At 71.3% G+C, this 20,735-nt stretch carries 22 protein-coding genes; 15 read left to right on the top strand and 7 right to left on the bottom strand.

Annotated features, from left to right (window positions below; all coding sequences use genetic code 11):
• Positions 1-134: 134 nt before the first annotated feature.
• The 7 genes from OG429_RS24240 to OG429_RS24210 all read left to right on the top strand — a co-directional run bounded on the left by OG429_RS24240 (position 135) and on the right by OG429_RS24210 (position 6,051).
• Complete coding sequence (locus OG429_RS24240) at positions 135-1,421, top strand: alanine racemase (RefSeq protein ID WP_328927368.1); 1,287 nt, start codon at positions 135-137, stop codon at positions 1,419-1,421.
• A gap of 9 nt (positions 1,422-1,430) precedes the next feature.
• On the top strand, positions 1,431-3,023 hold the full coding sequence (locus OG429_RS24235; protein ID WP_328927367.1) for an N-acyl-D-amino-acid deacylase family protein: 1,593 nt from the start codon (positions 1,431-1,433) through the stop codon (positions 3,021-3,023).
• 17 nt (positions 3,024-3,040) lie between these two features.
• Positions 3,041-4,048 carry a YdcF family protein gene (locus OG429_RS24230; RefSeq protein WP_328927366.1) on the top strand — a complete coding sequence of 336 codons (1,008 nt, stop codon included), beginning with the start codon at positions 3,041-3,043 and terminating at the stop codon, positions 4,046-4,048.
• 94 nt (positions 4,049-4,142) lie between these two features.
• Positions 4,143-4,328: a hypothetical protein gene (locus OG429_RS24225; RefSeq protein ID WP_257554480.1), complete on the top strand. Its 186-nt coding sequence runs from the start codon at positions 4,143-4,145 to the stop codon at positions 4,326-4,328.
• A gap of 180 nt (positions 4,329-4,508) precedes the next feature.
• Positions 4,509-4,961, top strand: a complete 453-nt coding sequence (locus OG429_RS24220; RefSeq protein ID WP_328927365.1) for a nitroreductase/quinone reductase family protein — start codon at positions 4,509-4,511, stop codon at positions 4,959-4,961.
• 68 nt (positions 4,962-5,029) lie between these two features.
• Positions 5,030-5,536 (top strand): FBP domain-containing protein, encoded by a 507-nt coding sequence (locus tag OG429_RS24215; RefSeq protein ID WP_328927364.1) that lies wholly within the window; start codon positions 5,030-5,032, stop codon positions 5,534-5,536.
• Between the two features lie 122 nt (positions 5,537-5,658).
• Positions 5,659-6,051, top strand: coding sequence for a DUF6083 domain-containing protein (locus tag OG429_RS24210; RefSeq protein ID WP_328927363.1), 393 nt, complete (start codon positions 5,659-5,661; stop codon positions 6,049-6,051).
• On the opposite strand, the gene OG429_RS24205 is transcribed toward OG429_RS24210, so the two are convergent.
• The 4 genes from OG429_RS24205 to OG429_RS24190 form a co-directional block, all read right to left on the bottom strand.
• Positions 6,000-6,551, bottom strand: a complete 552-nt coding sequence (locus OG429_RS24205; protein WP_328927362.1) for a GNAT family N-acetyltransferase — start codon at positions 6,549-6,551, stop codon at positions 6,000-6,002. The two genes, OG429_RS24210 and OG429_RS24205, sit on opposite strands and share 52 nt — an antisense overlap.
• A gap of 131 nt (positions 6,552-6,682) precedes the next feature.
• Entirely contained in the window at positions 6,683-7,159 is a 477-nt protein-coding gene (locus OG429_RS24200) for a macro domain-containing protein (protein WP_328927361.1), read from the bottom strand.
• 104 nt (positions 7,160-7,263) lie between these two features.
• Entirely contained in the window at positions 7,264-7,506 is a 243-nt protein-coding gene (locus OG429_RS24195; RefSeq protein WP_328927360.1) for a hypothetical protein, read from the bottom strand.
• 13 nt (positions 7,507-7,519) lie between these two features.
• Positions 7,520-7,669 (bottom strand): hypothetical protein, encoded by a 150-nt coding sequence (locus OG429_RS24190; protein WP_328927359.1) that lies wholly within the window; start codon positions 7,667-7,669, stop codon positions 7,520-7,522.
• Positions 7,670-8,002: 333 nt separating this feature from the next.
• On the opposite strand from OG429_RS24190, the gene OG429_RS24185 reads away from it, so the two are divergent.
• On the top strand, positions 8,003-9,214 hold the full coding sequence (locus tag OG429_RS24185) for a pyridoxal phosphate-dependent aminotransferase (RefSeq protein ID WP_328927358.1): 1,212 nt from the start codon (positions 8,003-8,005) through the stop codon (positions 9,212-9,214).
• A gap of 88 nt (positions 9,215-9,302) precedes the next feature.
• A complete protein-coding gene (locus OG429_RS24180; RefSeq protein ID WP_328927357.1) occupies positions 9,303-9,701 on the top strand; it encodes an SCO4983 family protein in 399 nt (132 codons plus the stop codon).
• A gap of 141 nt (positions 9,702-9,842) precedes the next feature.
• On the opposite strand, the gene OG429_RS24175 is transcribed toward OG429_RS24180, so the two are convergent.
• The gene (locus OG429_RS24175; RefSeq protein ID WP_328927356.1) at positions 9,843-10,250 is read right to left on the bottom strand and encodes a hypothetical protein; all 408 of its coding nucleotides are present in this window, start codon (positions 10,248-10,250) and stop codon (positions 9,843-9,845) included.
• 143 nt (positions 10,251-10,393) lie between these two features.
• On the opposite strand from OG429_RS24175, the gene OG429_RS24170 reads away from it, so the two are divergent.
• The 4 genes from OG429_RS24170 to OG429_RS24155 are packed head-to-tail and all read left to right on the top strand — an operon-like array spanning position 10,394 to position 14,928.
• Positions 10,394-11,497: a substrate-binding domain-containing protein gene (locus OG429_RS24170; protein ID WP_328927355.1), complete on the top strand. Its 1,104-nt coding sequence runs from the start codon at positions 10,394-10,396 to the stop codon at positions 11,495-11,497.
• Positions 11,494-12,681 carry a toxic anion resistance protein gene (locus OG429_RS24165; protein WP_328927354.1) on the top strand — a complete coding sequence of 396 codons (1,188 nt, stop codon included), beginning with the start codon at positions 11,494-11,496 and terminating at the stop codon, positions 12,679-12,681. The genes OG429_RS24170 and OG429_RS24165 overlap by 4 nt, the downstream gene beginning before the upstream one ends.
• Positions 12,678-14,297: a substrate-binding and vWA domain-containing protein gene (locus tag OG429_RS24160; RefSeq protein WP_328927353.1), complete on the top strand. Its 1,620-nt coding sequence runs from the start codon at positions 12,678-12,680 to the stop codon at positions 14,295-14,297. Before OG429_RS24165 ends, OG429_RS24160 begins: the two co-directional genes overlap by 4 nt.
• Positions 14,284-14,928, top strand: a complete 645-nt coding sequence (locus tag OG429_RS24155; protein ID WP_328927352.1) for a hypothetical protein — start codon at positions 14,284-14,286, stop codon at positions 14,926-14,928. Before OG429_RS24160 ends, OG429_RS24155 begins: the two co-directional genes overlap by 14 nt.
• 110 nt (positions 14,929-15,038) lie before the next feature.
• On the opposite strand, the gene OG429_RS24150 is transcribed toward OG429_RS24155, so the two are convergent.
• Positions 15,039-16,883, bottom strand: a complete 1,845-nt coding sequence (locus OG429_RS24150) for a phosphoenolpyruvate carboxykinase (GTP) (protein ID WP_328927351.1) — start codon at positions 16,881-16,883, stop codon at positions 15,039-15,041.
• Between the two features lie 220 nt (positions 16,884-17,103).
• Here OG429_RS24150 and trhA point away from each other — a divergent pair, with 220 nt between their 5' ends.
• Positions 17,104-17,769, top strand: coding sequence for a PAQR family membrane homeostasis protein TrhA (gene trhA, locus OG429_RS24145; RefSeq protein WP_405678792.1), 666 nt, complete (start codon positions 17,104-17,106; stop codon positions 17,767-17,769).
• A 32-nt stretch (positions 17,770-17,801) separates the two neighbouring features.
• Positions 17,802-18,308, top strand: coding sequence for a hypothetical protein (locus tag OG429_RS24140; protein WP_328927349.1), 507 nt, complete (start codon positions 17,802-17,804; stop codon positions 18,306-18,308).
• On the opposite strand, the gene OG429_RS24135 is transcribed toward OG429_RS24140, so the two are convergent.
• The gene (locus OG429_RS24135) at positions 18,305-20,722 is read right to left on the bottom strand and encodes a galactose oxidase-like domain-containing protein (RefSeq protein ID WP_328927348.1); all 2,418 of its coding nucleotides are present in this window, start codon (positions 20,720-20,722) and stop codon (positions 18,305-18,307) included. The genes OG429_RS24140 and OG429_RS24135 overlap by 4 nt on opposite strands.
• Positions 20,723-20,735 lie beyond the last annotated feature (13 nt).

Raw genomic sequence — 20,735 nt, 5'->3', positions numbered from 1 at the left:
ACACCGGCTCCGCCGGCGCCCCGGGCTCCGCCCGGACCGGCGCACGTTGACCCGTCGTCATCCGGGATGTTAGACAGCATGCAGCGGCATACGCAACGACCGTTGCACGCAATGCAATCCCGGGAGGCACCCGCATGGCCAGCGACCCCGTCAAGGACCTCGCCGACGAACCGGTCGACCACCGGTTCAAGGGGCTCCCGCCGGACGCCCAGACCGCCGGCCTCACCGTCGGCCGGCTGGCCGCCGAGCGCCGCCCCCTGCACACCGGCGGTTTCACCACCCCCGTCCTGACCCTCGACGCGGACGCGCTGGAGCACAACCTCACCGCCCTCGGCACGTACGCCGCCCGCCACTCCCTCGCCTTCGCGCCGCACGGCAAGACCTGCATGGCCCCGCAGCTCTTCCAGCGCCAGCTGGACCACGGCGCGTGGGGCATCACCGTCGCCATGCCCCACCAGGCCCGCGTCTGCCGGGCCTTCGGCATCCGGCGGATCTTCCTGGCCAACGAGCTCGTGGACGCGCCCGCCCTGCGCTGGGTCGCCGACGAGCTCGCCGCCGACCCCGGCTTCCGGTTCGTCTGCTACGTCGACTCCGTCCGCGGGGTCGAGCTCATGGACGCCGCCCTGCACGGCCGCGGCGCCACCGTCGACGTCGTCCTCGAACTCGGCGCCGGGGCCGAGGGACGTACGGGGCTGCGTACCGACGCCGAATGCCAGGCCGTCGCCGACGCCGTCGCCGCGGCCCCCACCCTGCGCCTGGCCGGTGTGGCCGGCTACGAGGCCACCATGCCCGGCGCCGACGCCGACAGCGTCCGCGCCTGGCTGCACCGCCTCACCGCGCTCGCCGCCGATCTCGACAAGCGGGGCCACTTCACCGGCACCGGCCTGGACGAGGTCATCGTCAGCGCCGGCGGCAGCGAGTGGTTCGACGCCGTCGCCGAGGTCTTCGCGGAGATCCCGGAGCTGTCGCTGCCCGTGCTGCCGCTGCTGCGCTCCGGCGCGTACGTCTCCCACGACCACGGCTGGTACTCGGGCCTGACCCCCTTCAACCGCGTCCCCGAGGAGGGCGGCCTGCTCCCCGCCTTCCGGCTGTGGACCCAGGTGGTCTCCCGCCCCACACCCGGCCAGGCCTTCGTCAACGCCGGCAAGCGCGACATCGCCTACGACCTGGGCCTGCCCGAAGTGCTCACCGTGCGCAGCGCCCGCGACGGCGTCGAGCGCGCCGCGACCGGCATCCGGGTGTCCAAGCTGTCCGACCAGCACGCCTGGATCGAGACGGACGCCGACGCCACCGCGCTGGAGGTCGGCGACTGGGTCTCCCTCGGCATGGCCCACCCCTGCACGATCTTCGAGAAGTGGCCGCTGATCCCGGTGGTGGAGTCGGACGGCACGGTCGGCGACTACGTCCGCACGTTCTTCTAGACCCCGGCCGTGGACCTGGTCATCCGCGGGGCCCGCGTCGTCGACGGCACGGGCGGGCCCTCGTACACCGCCGACGTCGGCGTGCACGAGGGCCGGATCGCCGGGATCGGCTCGCTCCCCGGGGGCCGCAGGACCCTCGACGCGCACGGGCTGGTCCTCGCCCCCGGCTTCGTCGACATGCACGCCCACAGCGACCTCGCGCTGCTCCGCGACCCGGACCACAGCGCGAAGGCCGCCCAGGGAGTGACCCTCGAAGTCCTCGGCCAGGACGGCCTGTCGTACGCGCCTGCCGACGAGCGCACCCTGGGCGGGGTACGGGCCGCCATCGCGGGCTGGAACGGCGCCGGGGACGACGTCGACTTCGACTGGCGCACGGTCGGCGAGTACCTCGACCGCCTGGACCGGGCCCACGGCGGGCAGGGCTGCGCCGTCAATGCCGCCTACCTCGTCCCCCAGGGCACGGTCCGCGCGTACGCCCTCGGCTGGGACGACCGGCCCGCGACCGCAGCCGAGCTGGACCGGATGCGGCAGCTGGTCGCCGAGGGCCTCGCCCAGGGCGCCGTCGGCATGTCCTCCGGCCTGACCTACACCCCCGGCATGTACGCCTCCGGCGCCGAACTGACCGAGCTGTGCCGCGTGGTGGCGCGGTACGGCGGCTACTACTGCCCCCACCACCGCTCGTACGGCCACGGCGCGCTCGCCGCCTACGCCGAGATGGTCGAGCTGGCCCGGGAGGCCGGCTGCGCCCTGCACCTCGCGCACGCCACCATGAACTTCGGCGAGAACCGGGGCCGGGCCCCCGAGCTGCTGGCCCTGCTGGACGCGGCCCTGGCCGAGGGCTGCGACATCACCCTGGACAGCTACCCGTACACCCCCGGCTGCACCACCCTCGTCGCCCTGCTGCCCAGTTGGGCGAACGAGGGCGGCCCGCAGGCCGTCCTCGCCCGGCTGCGCGACGACGCCACCGCCGAGCGGATCCGCCACGCGCTGGAGGCCGAGGGCTCGGACGGCTGCCACGGCGTGCCCGTCGACTGGTCCACGGTCGAGATCTCGGGCGTCGCCGATCCCGCGTACGGCCGGTACGTCGGCACGCGCGTCGACGGCTGGGACACCGCCCGGCGGCTGCTGCTCGGCGACCGGCTCGCGCCGACGATCCTCCAGCACGTCGGCCACGAGGAGAACGTCCGGGCGATCATGCGCCACCGCGTCCACACCGGCGGCTCCGACGGGATCCTCCAGGGCGCGAAGCCGCACCCGCGCGCCTACGGCACCTTCCCCCACTACCTCGGCCACTACGTCCGCGAACTCGGCGTGCTCTCCCTGGAGGAGTGCGTCGCACACCTCTCCGGCCGCCCCGCGGCCCGCCTGCGCCTGCCCGACCGGGGCCTGGTCCGCGTCGGTCACCGCGCCGACCTGGTCCTCTTCGACCCGGACACGGTCGCGGCCGGGTCCACGTACGAGAACCCGCGCGCCCTGCCCACCGGCATCCCGCACGTCCTGATCGACGGACGCTTCGTCATGCGGGACGGGCGGCGCACCGAGGTCCTGGCGGGGCGGTCCGTAAGGTCCGCGCGTCGCAGCCCCGTTCAGCATTCCGGGTGACATTTACGATAAAAGGCATGGTCCCCCTCGTCCTTGCCGCCCTGCTCTTCCTCGCCTTCTGCCTCAGCGCCCGCAACGACCGCCGTCGCTTCCGCAACGCCGTACTCCTCGGCCTGACCCTCGTCCTCCACTCCTTCGGCCTGCTCCTCCAGGTGAAGGCGCTGCCGGGCTGGCTGGCCGCCGCCGTCCTGCTGGTGGTCCTCGCCGTGCCCACGCTCGGCCTGGTGGCGCTCGGCGTCTTCCTCGTCGCCAACGGCGTGACCATGGTCCGCAAGGAAGGCACCCGCCTGCCCAACCTGCTGTCGCTGCTCGCGGGCCTCGGGATCTTCGCGATGATCGCCCTGCTGTTCGTCGTCGGCCTGTCCCGCTCCGTGGTCCTCGCGGGCATCGTGGCGACCCTCGTCGCGGTCGTCGCCTACGTCTCCTTCGTCTTCCTGTGCTTCCTCGGCTACGCCTTCCTCTACGGGCGGATCAAGGTGCGCGGCGACGTCGACCACGTGGTCATGCTCGGCTCCGGCCTGATCGGCGGGGAGCGGGTGCCGCCGCTGCTGGCCTCGCGGCTGCGCAAGGGACAGGAGATCTACGAGGCCCAGCTGGCCCGGGGCGGCCGCCCGCCGGTGCTGCTCGTCTCGGGCGGCAAGGGCTCGGACGAGAAGGTCTCCGAGGCCCGCGCGATGGCGGACTGGCTGATCGCGCAGGGCGTGCCGGCGGAGCACGTCACGCTGGAGGACCGGTCCCGCACGACCGAGGAGAACATGCGGTTCAGCCGCGAACTCATGCTGGCGGACGACCCGGGCTACCGGTGCGTGGTGGTCACCAACAACTTCCACGCCTTCCGGGCCGCGATGATGGCCCGCAAGGCCGGGGTCAACGGGCAGGTGCTGGGCTCGCCCACGGCCCGGTACTTCTGGCCGACCGCCACGATCCGCGAGTTCGTCGCGGTGTTCTGGGAGCACAAGGCCGTGAACCTGGGGATCTGCGGCGTACTGGTCGCCGCCGGCGCACTGGCGACCGTCGGCGGCTGAGCGGAGCACCTTCCGGGCGGGCCGTCCCGGCCGACGTGCGTTCATGGGGCCGCCGCCGGAGGATGGGGGCCAGGGGGTACGGAGGAGGTACGCGATGGACAGTGAATCGGACCAGCAGCCGACACGGTCGGACCGGCTCTTCACGGGCGGGGAGCGGCCGTACGACCCCGAGGACCTCGTGATGGCGACCGGCCACGACCCGACTCCGGAGCGGGTCGAGAAGGCGCGCCAGCTGATCGAGAAGGAGGGCCCGCAGGTCATCGAGCGCTACCTGCCGTAGCGCTCCGCACGCACGCTGCTGATACCCCGGCCCGGGGTCGCCCCCCGGGCCGGGGTCGTATCCGGGGGCGGGGTCGTATCCGGGGCGGGGTGCGGGGCGGGGTACGGCGGCTCCGGACCGCATCCAGAGCCGGTGAATGCTCGTTAGCCGTCCGGGGGCCACAACCCTAAGGACTGGTGAATGCACGCTCTCGACATCGACTGGGACCGCCCCACGGACCCCAGACCCGGCCCACAGCTGGACCACGTCCGCGCGTACGTGACCACGGCGGGCGCCGACGGCCATCTGTGGCACGGGGTCCCCACCCTGCTGCTCACCACGGTCGACCGCGCCACCGGCCGCACCGTCCGTACCCCGCTGATCTACGGCGAGGACCGGGACGCGGCCCGCCTCATCGTCCTGGCCTCGGCCTACGGCGCCGCGGACCACCCGGCCTGGTACGAGAACCTCACCGCCCACCCGGAGACCCGCGTCCAGGTCGGCGCCGCCGCCTTCAAGGCGACCGCCCGCACGGCGACACCGACGGAGCGGGACACGTACTGGGACATGATGACGGGCCTGTGGCCCCCGTACGAGGACGACCAGGTGGCCGCCTGGCCGCGCGAGATCCCGCTGGTCATCCTGCAGCGCTGAGGAATGGTTCCTGCGTGCCCGGCTTATTGGGGTGCGGGCTGGTCAGGGCACACGTAGGGTCGACGCCCGTGGAACCACTCACCGAGAAACAAATCCGCTCATCCTTCGTGAACTGCACCAAGGGTGAGGCGGCGCGGCTGCGGCTGCCCCTGGACTTCGCCGAACTGCCCTGGGAGGACCTGGACTTCCTCGGCTGGGTGGATCCGGGGGCGCCGCTGCGGGCACATCTCGTACGGCCGACGTCCGAGGGCCCGGTGGGCATCTCGCTACGGGTGCCCGCCGTGAACCGCACCAGCGCGGTGAAGTCCAGCCTCTGCCAGATCTGCCTGACCGGCCACGCCTCCTCCGGGGTCACCCTGCTCGCCGCCCCGCTGGCAGGCGCCCGGGGCCGTGACGGCAACACCGTCGGCATCTACGTCTGCGCGGACCTCGCCTGCCCCCTGTACGTACGCGGCAAGCGGCAGCCGAAGCTGCGCGCCGGCCGGTACGAGGAGTCCCTCACCCAGGACGAGCGCCTCGCGCGCATGTCCGACAACCTGGACGCCTTCGCGGCCAGGGTCACGGCGTCCGCCTGAGCCCCGGGGACGCCCGGGGCGCGGCGCCGAACACCGTCACGACCCGTTCGGGTCACTGATCACCGAACCGGTCGCCCGACCCACCCTCCTTCCGCTACCAACAGAGCGGAAGGGGGGAACAGTTGCACGCACACACCCAGGAGCAGGACCGGAGCCGGGACACCGGGCCGTTCCTCCTCGCGAACGTCCTGGCGGACGCCCTCGTCACCATCGGCCGGCAACGTCCGTCCGATCCCCGCGAGGGCACCCCCGCCGCCTGCCGTCACTGCGGCGAAGCCGCGTACTGGCACAGGACCGTCCGGGGCAAGTGGATCCTCATCGAGCCCGGCGAGGCCCCCTGCCACCTCGTGCCGGCGGGCAAGCGCTGGCGCATCGCGGGCGACGGCACGGCCGTGAACCTCGGCGCCTCCCTCCCTTCGGACACGTGCCGGGTCAGCCACTTCGACGTGTGCGCGGGATTCCGTCAGGAGGCGGCCGCGGCGACCGCGCTGTACGTGCGCCCACCGGTGACGTAGTCGCCGAGCGGGGTCATGCCGAAGCCGTCCACGTGCGCCTTCCAGGAAGGCGCGTTCCCGGCTTCGATGAAGGCCACCACCACGTCGGCCCGTCCCGATGCCGCCGCCAGGGCCATGGTGAACAGCGCCCGGGCCACGCCGTGACCCCGGTAGCCCGCGTCGACCACGACCGGCCCGTAGAGCAGCCAGCTCACCTCGCTCAGCGGGCGGCCCTCCCACTCCAGCGTGTCCTGGGCCTGGAGCAGGCCCGCGACCGCAGGCGGCGGGGCGGGCATGTCCTCGGCCACCGACAGGGCCAGCAGCCCGGCGACCCGGCCCTCGTCGTCCGCGACGAGCAGCTCCCCGGCCGCGGCCATGGCGCCCAACGTGGCGACGTCGAACGCGCCCTGTACGAAGCCCTGCCGGGCGCGCTGCTCCGGTGTCAGGGCGTCATGGTGGTTGGCGGCGAAGAGTTCGGCCATGGCGGGCGCGTCCGCCTCGGTGGCGTACCGGTACTCCATGGCGCGCTTCCTCCGATGTCGTTGTGGCGACGAACGCCCGGACCGGCGTCCTTGCGGTCACCGGCGAGCATGGCACGGCGGCGGCCGTTCCTCCCGGAGTTGCTCTGGCGGTCGCGGTCCGTCCACCACTGTCACGCGTGGTCGTAGACGCTCACCTCCACGTCGCGCGCGCACAACGCGTCGGTGATCAGCGGCTCGATACGGGACCACTTCCCGCCGGCCAGCCCGCAGCCGATGCGCGGCATGTGGACGGACGCCCCCAGCTCGACGGCCTGGTCGGCCAACGCGGCGAGGCAGCGCTCCACGGCGTCGTACCGGATCGGCGGCCCCCCGCTCCCGGTGCGTATCCCGCGCTGGCCGACCATGTTGGCTACCCACACGTCGGGCTGCACCCGCACCAGTTGCACGGCCCCGAGCCCGAAGTCGTTCCCGCTGCGCCCCCGGTGCCAGGCCCGGAACGCGGCCTCCGGCTCGGGCCACCGCTTCGAAACGGCCAGCACGAAGCCCTTCCCCCACCCTCCGAGGTCATTGCAGACATGGGCAATGACCTTGGGCCCCTTGGCCTGCGGACTCGTGGCATCCCCGGCAATGATCCTCAGCGGCTTCATATCGAAACGGTATGCGGCAGCCCGCCCGAAGCCACCGACCGCATCCCTGATCCCGCCCAGCGGACACCCCGCCCCCCGAAGCCCCCCGCCCCGCCCCCGCCCCCTCAGAGGTACTCCCTGGCGAACTCCACCGCCCACTCCACCGCGGCCACGGGGACGCCGATGCCGCTCACCCGCGGGTCGACGGTGAGGCGGGCGGTCTCCCAGCCCTGGTCGTGGTCGCGGTGGATCACGAAGTGCGCCTCCTGCGCATCGCCCCCGCGCCGCGTCACGGAGAACTCGATCGCCCGGTCGTCACCGTCCGTGCCGACCGTGGTGATCGCCATGTCACCGACTACGAAATCCACTGCCCCGCACCCTTCACCGGCTGTACCCGACCAGCAGCACCAGCAGGAACGCCATGAAGACCGCCCCCGCGATCACGAGGCCGCCCGCCACGGCCGCGATCACCGTGCCGACCCGGTCGGCGCCCAGGCGGTGGTCCGCCGGCTTCCACTCGCCCTGACTCATGCCCCCAGCCTCCCCACGGCCGCCCCCCGACGCATGAGCCCGCGTACTCAGCCCGCGTACTCAGCCCGCGTACTCAGCCCCACCCGCTCAGCCCCACCCACTCAGCCCATGGGCTCACCCCCGGGCATCACCCCCAGGGGTGACGAGCGCAACACCGGCGCTCGGACCCCGCTCACGCCTCACCCATTCCGCAGGCCGGAACGGCGGCGCGGCCCCCGTTTCCAAGGGCGGAGCGCGCCGTCACCCACCCATCGCGCGAAATGGGACATATCTACCTTCATGTTCGGCCGAAATGCCCCAGCGGGCTCACGGGGAGCCCCGTAAGCTCCCGTTATGCAGGTGATCCAGTCAACGAAACTCGCCAATGTCTGCTACGAGATCCGCGGCCCCGTCCTCGAAGAGGCGATGCGGCTCGAAGCAGCAGGTCATCGCATCCTCAAGCTCAACACCGGCAACCCCGCGGCCTTCGGCTTCGAGTGCCCGCCGGAGATCCTTGAGGACATGCTCCGCAACCTGGGCACCGCCCACGGGTACGGGGACGCGAAGGGGCTGCTCTCCGCGCGCCGCGCGGTCATGCAGCACTACCAGACCAAGGGCATCGAGCTGGACGTCGAGGACATCTACCTCGGCAACGGCGCCTCCGAGCTGATCCAGATGTCGATGCAGGCGCTGCTCGACGACGGCGACGAGGTCCTCGTCCCCGCGCCGGACTACCCGCTGTGGACGGCCTGCGTCAGCCTCGCGGGCGGCACGGCCGTGCACTACCGGTGCGACGAGCAGTCCGACTGGATGCCGGACCTCGCCGACATCGAGCGCAAGATCACCGACCGCACCCGCGCGATCGTGATCATCAACCCGAACAACCCGACCGGCGCCGTCTACGACGACGAGATGCTGCGCGGGCTCACGGACATCGCCCGCCGCCACAACCTGGTCGTCTGCTCGGACGAGATCTACGACCGGATCCTCTACGACGGCGTGACCCACACCAACACCGCCGCCATCGCGCCGGACCTGCTGACGCTGACCTTCAACGGGCTCTCGAAGAACTACCGCGTCGCCGGCTACCGGGCCGGCTGGATGGCGGTCTGCGGCCCGAAGCAGAACGCCTCCTCGTACATCGAGGGCCTCACGATCCTCGCGAACATGCGCCTGTGCGCGAACATGCCCTCGCAGCACGCCGTGGCCACCGCGCTCGGCGGCCGGCAGTCGATCGAGGACCTGGTCCTGCCCGGCGGGCGGATCCTGGAGCAGCGCAACGTCGCGTACGACCTGCTCACCCAGATCCCCGGTGTCACCTGCGTGAAGCCGAAGGGCGCGCTGTACGCCTTCCCCAAGCTCGACCCGTCCGTCTACAAGATCAAGGACGACCGGCAGATGGTCCTGGACCTGCTGCGGGCCGAGAAGATCATGGTCGTGCACGGTACGGGCTTCAACTGGCCCGAGCCCGACCACTTCCGGATCGTGACCCTGCCGAACGCCGTGGACCTGGCCGATGCCGTGACGCGGATCGGGAACTTCCTCGACGGTTACAGCCAGCCCTAGCGCCACGCGAGTCAGACAATAGGATTGAGCTCAACTTTAGAACGGATCCAATGTAGGATGGTCTCCTGACCACGCAGGAGGCCACCTCATGTACGAGCCGATCCGCACCAAGTCGGTCGTCCACCGCGTGGGCGGCAGCCCGACGACCGACTATCCGCACCGGAGCCGCGGCGAAGCGCTGGACATCCAGCTCGCCGGGCATCTCGCCGCCCTGCTCGCCGTCACCGACGAGCTCGGGCTCGCCGAGGACGCCACGAGGATCGCGGCACAGGTCGCGCGGCTGCGGGGGGCCCAGCCCGCCCGCGCGCCGCAGCAGGAGCCTGCCGGCGACGGCGCCGCCCTGCACCAGCGCGCGCACGACCTCGCCGCCCGCGCGCTCCTCGTCGCCGCGTCCCGCGCCGACACCACCGTCGCGATCCTCGCCGCCGAGCGCATGGACGCCCACGCCGCCGCCCTGACGTCCCTGGACCTGGCCGGCGCCCACTGACGGCCCCGGTCCGGGGCCGCGGAGGCTCCGGACCGGGCGCCATACCCCTGCGGGGAGCCCGGCGGACGGAGCCCGGCCCGTGCGGGGACACCTCCGGATGCGGATGCGGATGTGCCGCTGCGCGGCCCGGCAGGGCTTGGCTCAGTGCTCCAGCTGCTCCGTCAGCGCCACGCCCGCGACCCCGCACCACGGGACCGTCGCCACCGGCCAGACAGGGCCGACCGCCTCGGCACGTTCCGGCGTTCCGGGGGCCACGCCCGGGATCTTCACCAGGGCCTGCGCGACCCGCGCGCCCGGCTCGGCGTGTTCCCGGTCGCGGAACTCCACCGTGACCACGTACGAGCCCTGTCCCGTCGCCTCCACCGTCGCCGCCACGCGCCGGCTCGCCGGATCGATTCGACACCCGGTCACCCGGGCCCGTACGTCCTCCACCACCTCGCGGGGCGGCTCGCCGCTCGCCCACACGTACAGCCCCAGCGGGGCGAACACCAGCAGCCCGGCCAGTGTCACCAGGCCGACCAGCCAGCCCTGCCACTTCAATGCGCTCACGCCCATGCCCAGATCCTCCCGGGCGGCCGCCCCTCCCACCAGCACCCTCGGGCTCACACAGCATTTCGAAGTGGGACCGCCTGGACACCTGACGTTCATTCAACCCGTCGCGGAATGTGGGTTTCCGCGAGCACTCTGCACCCGTGAGACGCATCCTAGGAATCGTCCTGGGTGTGCTCCTCCTCGGAGGCGTGCTCTTCATCGCCTTCTTCCAGGGGCACGACCCAGACCCCACGGCAACGAAGACCGTGGTGAACGGCGTCATCGGCTCGGAGAAGTCGGAATTCTTCCACGACCCGGACGTCGTCAAGGCTCTTGCAGCCAAGAAGTACGAAGTGAAGACGGAGACCTCGGGCTCCTGGGCGATGGACCAGCTCGACCTCAAGAAGCTCGACTTCGCCTTCCCCAGCAGCAGTGAACCCGCCAAGGAGGTGGAAGCCGCAGCCGGGGTCAAGGGCGCGCAGGAGACCAAGCCCTTCTACTCCCCGCTCGTCGTGATCGCCCGTTCCAACGCCGCCAAGGTCCTCGCCGACAACGGCCTCGCGAAGACGACCGGCAAGAACACCGGAACCCTCCTCATGGGCCCCTTCCTCAAGGCCGCCGCCGAGGACCGCACCTGGCAGCAGCTGCCCGGCTCCTCCGCCCACGCCGAGCTGACCGGCACCGTGTTCATCAAGACCACCGACCCGGCCACCTCCAACTCCGGCGCCCTCTTCCTCGCCGCCACCTCCAACGTGGCGAACGGCAACAACGTGGTCTCCGACGACGCCGGGATCGCCCGCACCGCCCCGCTGCTGCGCAAGCTGATCTCCGTCCAGGGAGCCCTGGAGCCGAGCACCGACGACCCCTTCCGGGCCTTCATCAGCGGCAGCGGCGAACCGCTCATCCTGGTCTACGAGTCCCAGGTGGCGTCCTTGCTCCTGCAGAAGCAGGGTGGCGGGAACGTCGACGACATGGTGGTCCTCTACCCGGACACCACGGTCAACACGGCGCACACCTTCGTGCCGCTCAGCGACAAGGCCAAGGAGCTCGGCACCCTCCTCGCGACCGATCCGAAGCTGCGCGAGCTGGCCCTGCGCCACGGGTTCCGCCCGCAGGACGGCGTGCCCGAGTTCACCGCCGCCACCGCGCCGCACGCCGCGTACCTCAACCCGGGGCTGACCGGCATCCGCCAGGTCGGCACACCCACCGTCAAGATCCTGATGGCGCTGGCCGCACGCGCCAAGGGCCAGGGGGACACACCGTGACACTTACACCTCCCGAGGACGGCCCGCTCGTCCTCAGCGCTCCCGAGCCCGTCGCGCCCGTCCGCAAGGAGCAGGCGGCCGGCCTCGTACCGCTCCAGGACGGCGTCCGCGACGAGATGGCCCGCCGTGCCGGGGAGTACGTCGGCACGCTCGCCGGGATCGACACCCGCTCCCCCGAGTTCGCGCAGCGCATCGGCGAGATCGCCGGGCTCGGCTCGGCCGACATCCGCTCCGCCGCCCAGCAGTCCAACCGGATGCTGGAGCGGGCGGTGCGCTCGCTCGGCTCCGACGGGGGCGGCGACGCGCAGGCCCGGGTGGCCGGCTCCCTCGTCGAACTGCGGCGCACCGTCGAGGACCTCGACCCGCGGGACACGCCCGCCAAGGGGGTCGGCAAGCTGCTCGCGAAGCTGCCGGGCGGCAACAGGTTCCGCGACCACGTGGCCAAGTACGCCTCCTCGCAGGCCACCCTCAACAAGATCGTGGGCGCGCTGCGCGGCGGCCAGGACGAGCTGCGCCGCGACAACGCGGCCTTGCACACCGAGCGCTCGCGGCTCTGGGAGACCATGGGCAAGCTCCAGGAGTACGCGGTCCTGACCGAGGCCCTGGACATCGCCGTCGAGCAGCGGATCGCCGAGGCCGAGCGCTCCGACCCGCAGCAGGCCGACGCGATGCGCGCGGACGTGCTCTTCCCCGTCCGGCAGAAGCACCAGGACCTGCTGACGCAGCTGGCGGTGTGCGCGCAGGGCTACCTGGCGATGGACGTGGTCCGGCGCAACAACGAGGAGTTGATCAAGGGCGTCGACCGGGCCGCGACCACCACGGTGTCCGCGCTGCGGATCGCCGTGATGCTGGCCTCGGCCCTCGACAACCAGCGCAAGGTGACCGAGCAGGTCAACGCGTTGCGCGGCACCACCGAGGAGCTGATCCGGGGCAACGCGCAGATGCTGTCCACGCAGAGCGGCGAGATCCAGCGGATCGCGGCCGATCCGGCGGTGGGCGCGGAGACCCTGCGGACGGCGTTCGCGCAGATCTACCAGACGCTCGACGCGATCGACACCTTCAAGGTGCAGGCCACGGAGAACATGGCCGCGACCGTGGAGTCCCTGACCGGGGAACTCCGGACGGCCTCGGCGCATCTCGCGCGCACGCGCACCGCGAGTGTGCTCGAGGGCGGTGTCCAGTGAGCGGGCGCGAGTACCGGCGGGGCCGGCTGGTCGCGGGCCTGGCCCTCGCTTCGCTCGTCGCGGTGAGCGGCTGCACCTCGGAGGGGTCCGACCGGCCCGGCGACCCGAAGCCGACCGCCTACAAGGAGGGCACCCTGCGGGTGCTGGCCTCCAGTGAGCTCGCCGACATGCAGCCGGTGCTGGAGCAGGCCAGGAAGGCCACCGGGGTCACCGTGAACCTCACCTGGTCCGGGACCCTAGACGCCGCCGAGCAGGTCGCCTCCGGGAAGGCCGACGGAAAGTACGACGCGATCTGGCTGTCCTCGAACGACTATCTGCGGCTGCGTCCGCAGGCCGCCGGGAAGCTCGCCAACGAGACCCCGGTGATGTCCTCGCCCGTCGCCCTCGGTGTGAAGCCGGAATCGTTGGCCCGGCTCGGCTGGAAGCCGGAGGAGGTCACCTGGTCGGCGGTGCACGAGGCGGTCGCGGGCGGCAGGCTGACGTACGGGATGACCGACCCGGTGCGCTCGAACTCCGGTTTCTCCGCGCTGGTCTCGGTGGCCTCGGGCCTGTCGGGCGCGCAGGCGGCGCTGACGGACGCGGACGTGAAGGCGGCCGCGCCCCGGCTGAAGGAGTTCTTCGGCGGGCAGAAGCTGACCTCGGGCTCCTCCGGCTGGCTCGCCACCGCCTACGCCCAGCGCCCGGACGTGGACGCGCTGGTGAACTACGAGTCGGTGCTGCTCTCGATGAACCGGGACGCGAAGGCTCCGCTGACGGTGATCCGGCCGCGTGACGGCGTGGTCACCGCACACTACCCGCTGACCCTGCTGACCTCGGCCCCGGCCGGGGCCCGCGAGTCGGGGCGGGCGCTGACGGAGTACCTGCGCGGGGCACAGGCGCAAGCGGAGATCACCGGGAAGACCTTCCGCCGGCCGGTCGCGGCCGAGGTGGCGCCGGCCCCCGGGCTGGGCGCTTCGATGCGGCGCGAGCTGCCGTTCCCCGGCTCGCTCGCGGTCGCCGACGGGCTGCTGGCCTCGTACGAGAACGAGCTGCGCCGGCCCTCGCGGACGGTGTACGTCCTGGACACCTCGGGTTCGATGGCCGACGACGACCGCATCGGGCGGCTGAAGGCGGCGCTCACGGACCTGACGGGCAGCGGGAGTTCGGGGACCGGGGAGCGGTTCCGGGACCGCGAGGAGGTGACGCTCCTGCCGTTCGGGTCCAAGGTGAAGAAGGTACGGACGCACGTGGTCGAGCCCGGCAATCCGGGGCCGGCCCTGGACGCGATCCGGGGCGACGTGAAGTCCTTGCAGCCGGAGGGGGGTACGGCGGTCTACAGCAGCCTGGAGGCGGCGTACGAGCAGCTCGGCAAGGGCGGTTCGGACGCGTTCACCTCGATCGTGCTCATGACGGACGGCGAGAACACCGAGGGCGTGGGGGCCGGGCACTTCGACTCCTTCTACGCCGCGCTGCCCGAGGGGCAGAAGCACACCCCGGTCTTCGCGGTGCTGTTCGGGGACTCGGACCGCAAGGAGCTCACCCACATCACCGAACTGACCGGCGGGCGGATGTTCGACGCCACCGACGGGAACGGTTCGCTGAACGGAGCCTTCGAGGAGATCCGTGGCTACCAATAGAGCGGCCGGCGCGGCCGTCGGCAGGGCGCTCGGTACGGGTTTTCTCCACTACCTGGAGTCGAAGAAGAACCTGGCCGGCTCCGCCTGCGGGGTGGCCGGTCTGGGCCTGAGCTTCGCCGGGGTGGGCGGCTCGTTCTGGCCGGTGGTGGTCGCCGGGCTGTACGGCGCGGGCGCGCTGATCGCCCCGCCGGAGCGGGTGGATCCGCCGCAGTACCCGGACGTCGCCGAGCAGCTGGGTGTCGTACGGGAGGATTTCGGGAGGCTGCGCGAATACCTGGCCGAGGTGGACCTGCCGCCGGCGGCGGGCGGGAAGCTGGCCGAGCTGATGGAGCTGTACGCGGCCCTGCTCGATCCGGGGTGGGTGGCCGATGCGCTGGCCGCCGAGCCGGAGTGGGTGCACGCGCTGTCTCGGGCGATCCGGCTGGACGTCCCGGAGTGCGTGGACACGTACAACCGGACGCGCTGGTGGACGCGGATGACGTCGGGTGCCGAGTCGCCGGAGCGGCACCTGGAACGGCAGCTGGCGGTCCTCTACGACGAGGCGGAACGCGTGACGGCCGGCCTCCACGAGGTGGAGGCCGGCCGTCAGCAGACGCACACGACCTATCTGGAGGAGCGCGGACGCTCCTGACAGGCCGGTGCTGCGGTGGGCGCCGCTTGGTCGGGGGCTCCCACAGCGGTGGGCGCCGCTTGGTCGGGGGCTCCCACGTTCATTGGCCCTTCTTCAGGGCGCGTCCTGGCTCAGCCCAGGCGCTCCACGAGCGCGTGGTACTGGTCCCACAGCTCCTTGGGGGTGTGGTCGCCGTAGGTGTTCAGGTGCTCGGGGACCAGGGCGGCCTCCTCGCGCCAGACCTCCTTGTCGACCGTGAGGAGGAAGTCGAGGTCCTCGGCCGGGAGGTCCAGGCCGTCGAGGTCGAGGGAGTCCTTGGTCGGCAGGATGCCGATGGGGGTCTCGACGCCTTCGGCGGTGCCGTCGAGGCGGCCGACGATCCACTTCAGGACGCGGCTGTTCTCGCCGAAGCCGGGCCACACGAACTTGCCCGCGTCGTTCTTGCGGAACCAGTTCACGTAGTAGATCTTCGGGAGCTTCGCCTGGTCCTTGTCGGCGGCGACCTTGACCCAGTGGGCCATGTAGTCGCCCATGTTGTAGCCGCAGAACGGCAGCATGGCGAAGGGGTCGCGGCGCAGCTCGCCGACCTTGCCCTCGGCGGCGGCGGTCTTCTCGGAGGCGATGTTCGAGCCGATGAAGACGCCGTGGTTCCAGTCGAAGGACTCGGTGACCAGCGGCACGGCGGAGGCGCGGCGGCCGCCGAAGAGGATCGCGGAGATCGGGACGCCCTTGGGGTCCTCCCACTCGGCGGCGATCGTCGGGCACTGGGAGGCCGGGACGGCGAAGCGGGCGTTGGGGTGGGCGGCCGGGGTCTCCGAGTCCGGAGTCCAGTCGTTGCCCTTCCAGTCGATGAGGTGCTTGGGCGCCTCTTCGGTCATGCCCTCCCACCACACGTCGCCGTCGTCGGTGAGCGCGACGTTGGTGAAGACGGTGTTCGCGTACATCGTCTTCATGGCGTTGGCGTTGGTGTGCTCGCCGGTGCCGGGGGCGACGCCGAAGAAGCCGGCCTCGGGGTTGATCGCGTAGAGGCGGCCGTCCTCGCCGAAGCGCATCCAGGCGATGTCGTCGCCGATGGTCTCCACCGTCCAGCCGGAGATCGTGGGCTCCAGCATGGCCAGGTTGGTCTTGCCACAGGCGGACGGGAAGGCGGCGGCAAGGTACGTCGGAGATGCGGCCTCGCCCTCACCCTGCGGCGGGGTGAGCTTGAGGATCAGCATGTGCTCGGCCAGCCAGCCCTCGTCGCGCGCCATGACGGACGCGATGCGCAGGGCGTAGCACTTCTTGCCGAGCAGGGCGTTGCCGCCGTAGCCGGATCCGTAGGACCAGATCTCGCGGGTCTCGGGGAAGTGCGAGATGTACTTGGTGGTGTTGCACGGCCACGGGACGTCGGCCTCGCCCTCGGCGAGCGGAGCGCCGAGGCTGTGGACGGCCTTGACGAAGAAGCCGTCGGTGCCGAGCTCGTCCAGGACGGGCTTGCCCATGCGGGTCATGGTGCGCATGGCGACCGCGACGTAGGCGGAGTCGGTGATCTCGACGCCGATCGCGGAGAGCTCGGAGCCGAGGGGGCCCATGCAGAACGGGACGACGTACATCGTCCGGCCCTTCATGGAGCCGCGGAAGATACCTTCCTGCCCGGCAAAGATCTCCTTCATTTCGGAAGGAGCCTTCCAGTGGTTCGTGGGGCCCGCGTCCTCTTCCTTCTCGGAGCAGATGAAGGTGCGGTCCTCGACGCGCGCGACGTCGGAGGGGTCGGAGGCGGCGTAGTAGGAGTTCGGGCGCTTCGTCTCGTCGAGCTTCTTGAACGTTCCCTTGGCGACGAGCTCCTCGCACAGGCGCTCGTACTCGCCCTCGGAGCCGTCGCACCAGACGACGCGGTCCGGCTGGGTGAGGGCTGCGATCTCGTCCACCCAGGAGATCAGCGCTGCATGCTTGGTGGGAAGAGTCGAACTGGTGGGAGCCGCGTTGTCGCGCGCCACGATTGCTCCTTGTTGAGGGGTTTGTTTGGTGTAGGCCCCGTGGGGGCTGCGACCCGGACGCTTCGCGCTCCGCTCATCCGGTGTCGACCGCACTCATCTGATCATCCGGTGCATGTGCGCATATGTCCAGAGGGCCTCTCACGTGAGCATCGCCACGTCCGTCAATCTTCCGTAAAGAGCACTAAGGGAAACCTACGGACCCGTAGGTAGCATGTCGCTCATGACTTCTGACGCCGCCGCCGCACCGGAGCCGGAGGCCAAGCCGCTGATGCGCGGCTGGCTGCACCTTGGAATGTTCCCCGCCGTGGTGGTCGCGGGGCTGGTGCTGATGGCCTTCACCGACTCGACCCGGGCGCGCGTGGCCTGCGGGGTCTACATCCTCACCGCCTGCCTGCTCTTCGGCGTCAGCGCCGTCTACCACCGCGGCACCTGGGGACCGCGCGGCGAGGCCATCCTGCGGCGGCTCGACCACGCCAACATCTTCCTCATCATCGCGGGGACCTACACCCCGCTGACCGTCCTGCTGCTCCCGCCCTCCACGGGACGGACCCTGCTGTGGGCGGTATGGCTCGCCGCCGCGGCGGGCATCGCCTTCCGCGTCTTCTGGGTGGGCGCGCCGCGCTGGCTGTACACCCCGTGCTACATCGCCATGGGCTGGGCCGCGGTCTTCTTCCTGCCCGACTTCATGCACACCGGCGGCATCGCCGTCCTGGTCCTGGTGATCGTCGGCGGCCTGCTGTACAGCGTGGGAGGGGTCATCTACGGAATGAAGCGACCCAACCCATCCCCCCGCTTCTTCGGCTTCCACGAGGTCTTCCACTCCCTGACCCTCGCGGCCTTCGTCGCGCACTACGTCGGCATCTCGCTCGCCGCGTATTCTCACTAGCCGTTCCCGCGCGGGCCTGCCAAGGTGACCGCATGGGGTGGACCTTCAAGTTACACGGCGCGCTCGCGGGGGCACTGAGCGCGGTACTGCTGCTGGCCGCCGCGGCCCCGGCGCTGCCGGGGGCGCGCGGACTCATGGCCGCCGGACTCCTGCTCGTCCTTCCCCTCGGCGTCGCCGCCATGGTGCGCTCGATGCGGGCCGGGGCGACCAGGCGCCTGCAGTGGCTCGCCTTCCGTTGTCTGCCGGGCGCGGTGCAGGGGGCGCTCGCGGCGCTGCTCCTCGCCGGTGCCGTCCTCGTCGGGCTGTCCGGTACCGGGGACATGCAGGATCCGCAGATCGTGGACGGCCGGTACTCCGTCTTCGACACGAGCGCGCTGACGCGCGTGCGCGTCGAGGTCTCGCGCGAGCAGTACGAGTCCGTCGCCTCCGGTGAGCGGCGTCTGTTCCTGGTCCTCCCCGCGATCCTGCTGGCCGCCACCGCGGGCCTCGCCCTCACCGCCGGGGAACTGCGGCGGGGCGAGGCGCGGACTGCCGCTTAGCAGGCGTACCCGTCGCGGTCGGGGTCCAGGCGCAGCGGGTCGCTGCCGTTGACCTTCATGCGCTGCGGGTACTGGTGGGCGGCCAGCCAGTCGCAGCGGGCCTTCGTCGTCTCCTTCACCTCCGCCGGGAAGCGGGTCGGTACGCACAGGTTGACCGTGCCGTAGTGGCGGTCGCAGCCGGCCACGCTCGGCGCGACCGGGACGGACTCCCGCTTGGCCGGGTTGTCCTTGGCGGGACCCAGCTCGTCGGCGAAGGTGTGCTCGTGCGCGGCGGGCTGCTCCTCGGCGGCCGCCAGCGCCGGGGCCCCGCCCAGGTGGACCCAGGTCGCGATCGACGGGACGCCGTTCGCGTCGACCGCGAAGAGCATGTACCAGCCGGGCGGCGCCAGGTTGGGGTTGCTGGTGACGGCCAGATCGATGTTGTTCCCGTTCACCGTCATCGGCAGGTCCACGAACCGCTGGTTCGGGTCCGACGAGTGCGTGACCGCCGCCGGACGGATCAGCTCCGCCTTGGCGACCGGCCGGTCGACGGTGATCCGCTGCGTGTCCCCGTACACCCACTGCGTGTCGATCACCGAGGTGATCTGCGGGCGCGGGCCCTTGAAGAGGTACGGCGGGGTGTAGATCGACACGTTGTGGTTGTACGTGCCGTTGCCCGGGTTGTCGCCGACCGACATGACCCGGCCGTCCGGCATCAGGAACGACCCCGAGTGGTAGGTCCGCGGGATCGGGTCGGCGGCCAGTCCCGCCTGGTAGGTGTTGGTCACCGGGTCGAAGAACGAGGCCTCGAAGACGGGGTCGGCCCGGTCGTGCAGCCCACCGCCGGTCTCCAGCACCTTGCCGTCCGGCAGCAGCACGGCCGACACGTACATCTTGCCCTCGGCGCCGGTCTGCGGCCGCTTGCCCGCGCCCGTGTCGACCAGGCCCTGCGGGAGGTCCGGGCCGGCCGTGTAGGCGGGGCTCGGCTTCTTCAGGTCGATGATGTCGGTGATCCGGTTCGCGGCCGGGTTCGTCTCGTTGTTGCCGCCGCCGATGGTCAGGACCCGCTGGTCCTGCGCCGGGGGCAGCAGCACGCTCGCCGACTCGTCGCGCTGGTCCTTGTTGCGCAGCCCGGGCACGTCGGTGACGGTGTTGGCGTTGTAGTCGTAGACCGAGGAGCCGCTGCCGGACGTGTTGTTGCCGAAGGTGTGGCTGCCCGAGTAGAAGAGCCGCCCGTCCTGCATGAGGATCATCGACGGGTACAGACCCCAGTACGACCAGGTCTGGTTGACCTCGTTCATCGGCAGCCACTTGTTCTGCGCCGCCGAGAACTTCTCCGCGGTCACGTTGCCCGTGGAGTCCTCCTTCAGGCCGCCGAAGGAGATCACGTCACCGTTGCCGAGGATCGTCGCCGACGGGTACCAGTGCCCGCCGTTCATGTCGTTGGTCTTCGTGTACGCCTCGGTCGCCGGGTCGAAGACGTACGAGTCCTTCAGCCCCTGGTAGCCGATCTTGCCGTCGGCGGAGGGATAGCCCTTGTTGCCGCTCATCACCAGCACCCGGCCGTCGGCCAGCTGCACATGGCCCGAGCAGAACATGTCCACCGGCGTCGGGACCGTCTTGAACGACCCGTTCGCCGGGTCGTAGACGGCCGAGGTGAAGGTGCCCGCGTTGAACTGGGCGATGTCGTTGCCCGAACCCGCGATCAGCAGCACCTTGCCGTTCTTCAGCACGACGGCGTGCATCGAGCGCACCGGGTTCTTGGCCGGGATCACCTCCCACTTGCCCTTGGCGCACTCCTCCGCCGTGCCCGAACAGGTGGGCTGCGGGGGGACGGCGCCCACCTCCTCCAGGGCGTAGTCGTCGGTGGTGAGCGTGCCCACCCCGTAGACCGACAGCCCCCACGCGATCTTTTCGGTGCCCGGCGGGACAGCCGGCGTACGGACCTGCGTGCGCGCCCATCCGGCACTGACCGGCGGATTCTGCAGGTCGGTCCAGTACTGCCAGGTCCCGGTCGCGGCCACCCGCCGGAACACCGTCACCGAGACGTCCGGGGTGTTCGACTTGTACCAGGCGGAGAGGTCGTACTGCTTGCCCGGCGTGACGGTGGGGGCACAGGTGGTGTTCTCGGTGACCAGCGCCTTGCGGTCGCCGTTCACGCGGCGGGTGAGCGAGACCTTCATCGCCTTGGTGCCGGTGTGCGCGTCGGCGACGGTGGCGAAGGTGAAGTCGTTGTCGCCCCAGCCCGATGTGGACCAGCAGGACGGCATGTCGGCGCCGGGCGCGCCGGCGGTCTCGAAACCTGGATTGGTGAGCAGATTGGGCGGGCCGGCCGTGGCCTGCTGCGGTGCGGTGAGCAGCAGTCCTGCGGTCGTCGCCCCGACGGCCAGCAGGGCGGCCCGCCGCCCCGCCCTCCGCCGGATCTTCAGACGCATCGAAAGCTTCCCT

The organism is Streptomyces sp. NBC_00190 (assembly GCF_036203305.1).
In the GTDB taxonomy this organism is placed as follows: Bacteria; Actinomycetota; Actinomycetes; order Streptomycetales; family Streptomycetaceae; genus Streptomyces.
This window is presented reverse-complemented; position numbering and strand designations above follow the sequence as displayed.

Bases quoted from the DNA above. Each gene is read 5' to 3' on its own strand.
- OG429_RS24200 (WP_328927361.1), bottom strand. From the start codon at position 7,159: ATGAAGCCGCTGAGGATCATTGCCGGGGATGCCACGAGTCCGCAGGCC.
- trhA (WP_405678792.1), top strand. From the start codon at position 17,104: ATGACTTCTGACGCCGCCGCCGCACCGGAGCCGGAGGCCAAGCCGCTG.
- OG429_RS24230 (WP_328927366.1), top strand. From the start codon at position 3,041: ATGGTCCCCCTCGTCCTTGCCGCCCTGCTCTTCCTCGCCTTCTGCCTC.
- OG429_RS24140 (WP_328927349.1), top strand. From the start codon at position 17,802: ATGGGGTGGACCTTCAAGTTACACGGCGCGCTCGCGGGGGCACTGAGC.
- OG429_RS24180 (WP_328927357.1), top strand. From the start codon at position 9,303: ATGTACGAGCCGATCCGCACCAAGTCGGTCGTCCACCGCGTGGGCGGC.
- OG429_RS24225 (WP_257554480.1), top strand. From the start codon at position 4,143: ATGGACAGTGAATCGGACCAGCAGCCGACACGGTCGGACCGGCTCTTC.
- OG429_RS24240 (WP_328927368.1), top strand. From the start codon at position 135: ATGGCCAGCGACCCCGTCAAGGACCTCGCCGACGAACCGGTCGACCAC.
- OG429_RS24190 (WP_328927359.1), bottom strand. From the start codon at position 7,669: ATGAGTCAGGGCGAGTGGAAGCCGGCGGACCACCGCCTGGGCGCCGAC.
- OG429_RS24220 (WP_328927365.1), top strand. From the start codon at position 4,509: ATGCACGCTCTCGACATCGACTGGGACCGCCCCACGGACCCCAGACCC.
- OG429_RS24135 (WP_328927348.1), bottom strand. From the start codon at position 20,722: ATGCGTCTGAAGATCCGGCGGAGGGCGGGGCGGCGGGCCGCCCTGCTG.
- OG429_RS24205 (WP_328927362.1), bottom strand. From the start codon at position 6,551: ATGGAGTACCGGTACGCCACCGAGGCGGACGCGCCCGCCATGGCCGAA.
- OG429_RS24185 (WP_328927358.1), top strand. From the start codon at position 8,003: ATGCAGGTGATCCAGTCAACGAAACTCGCCAATGTCTGCTACGAGATC.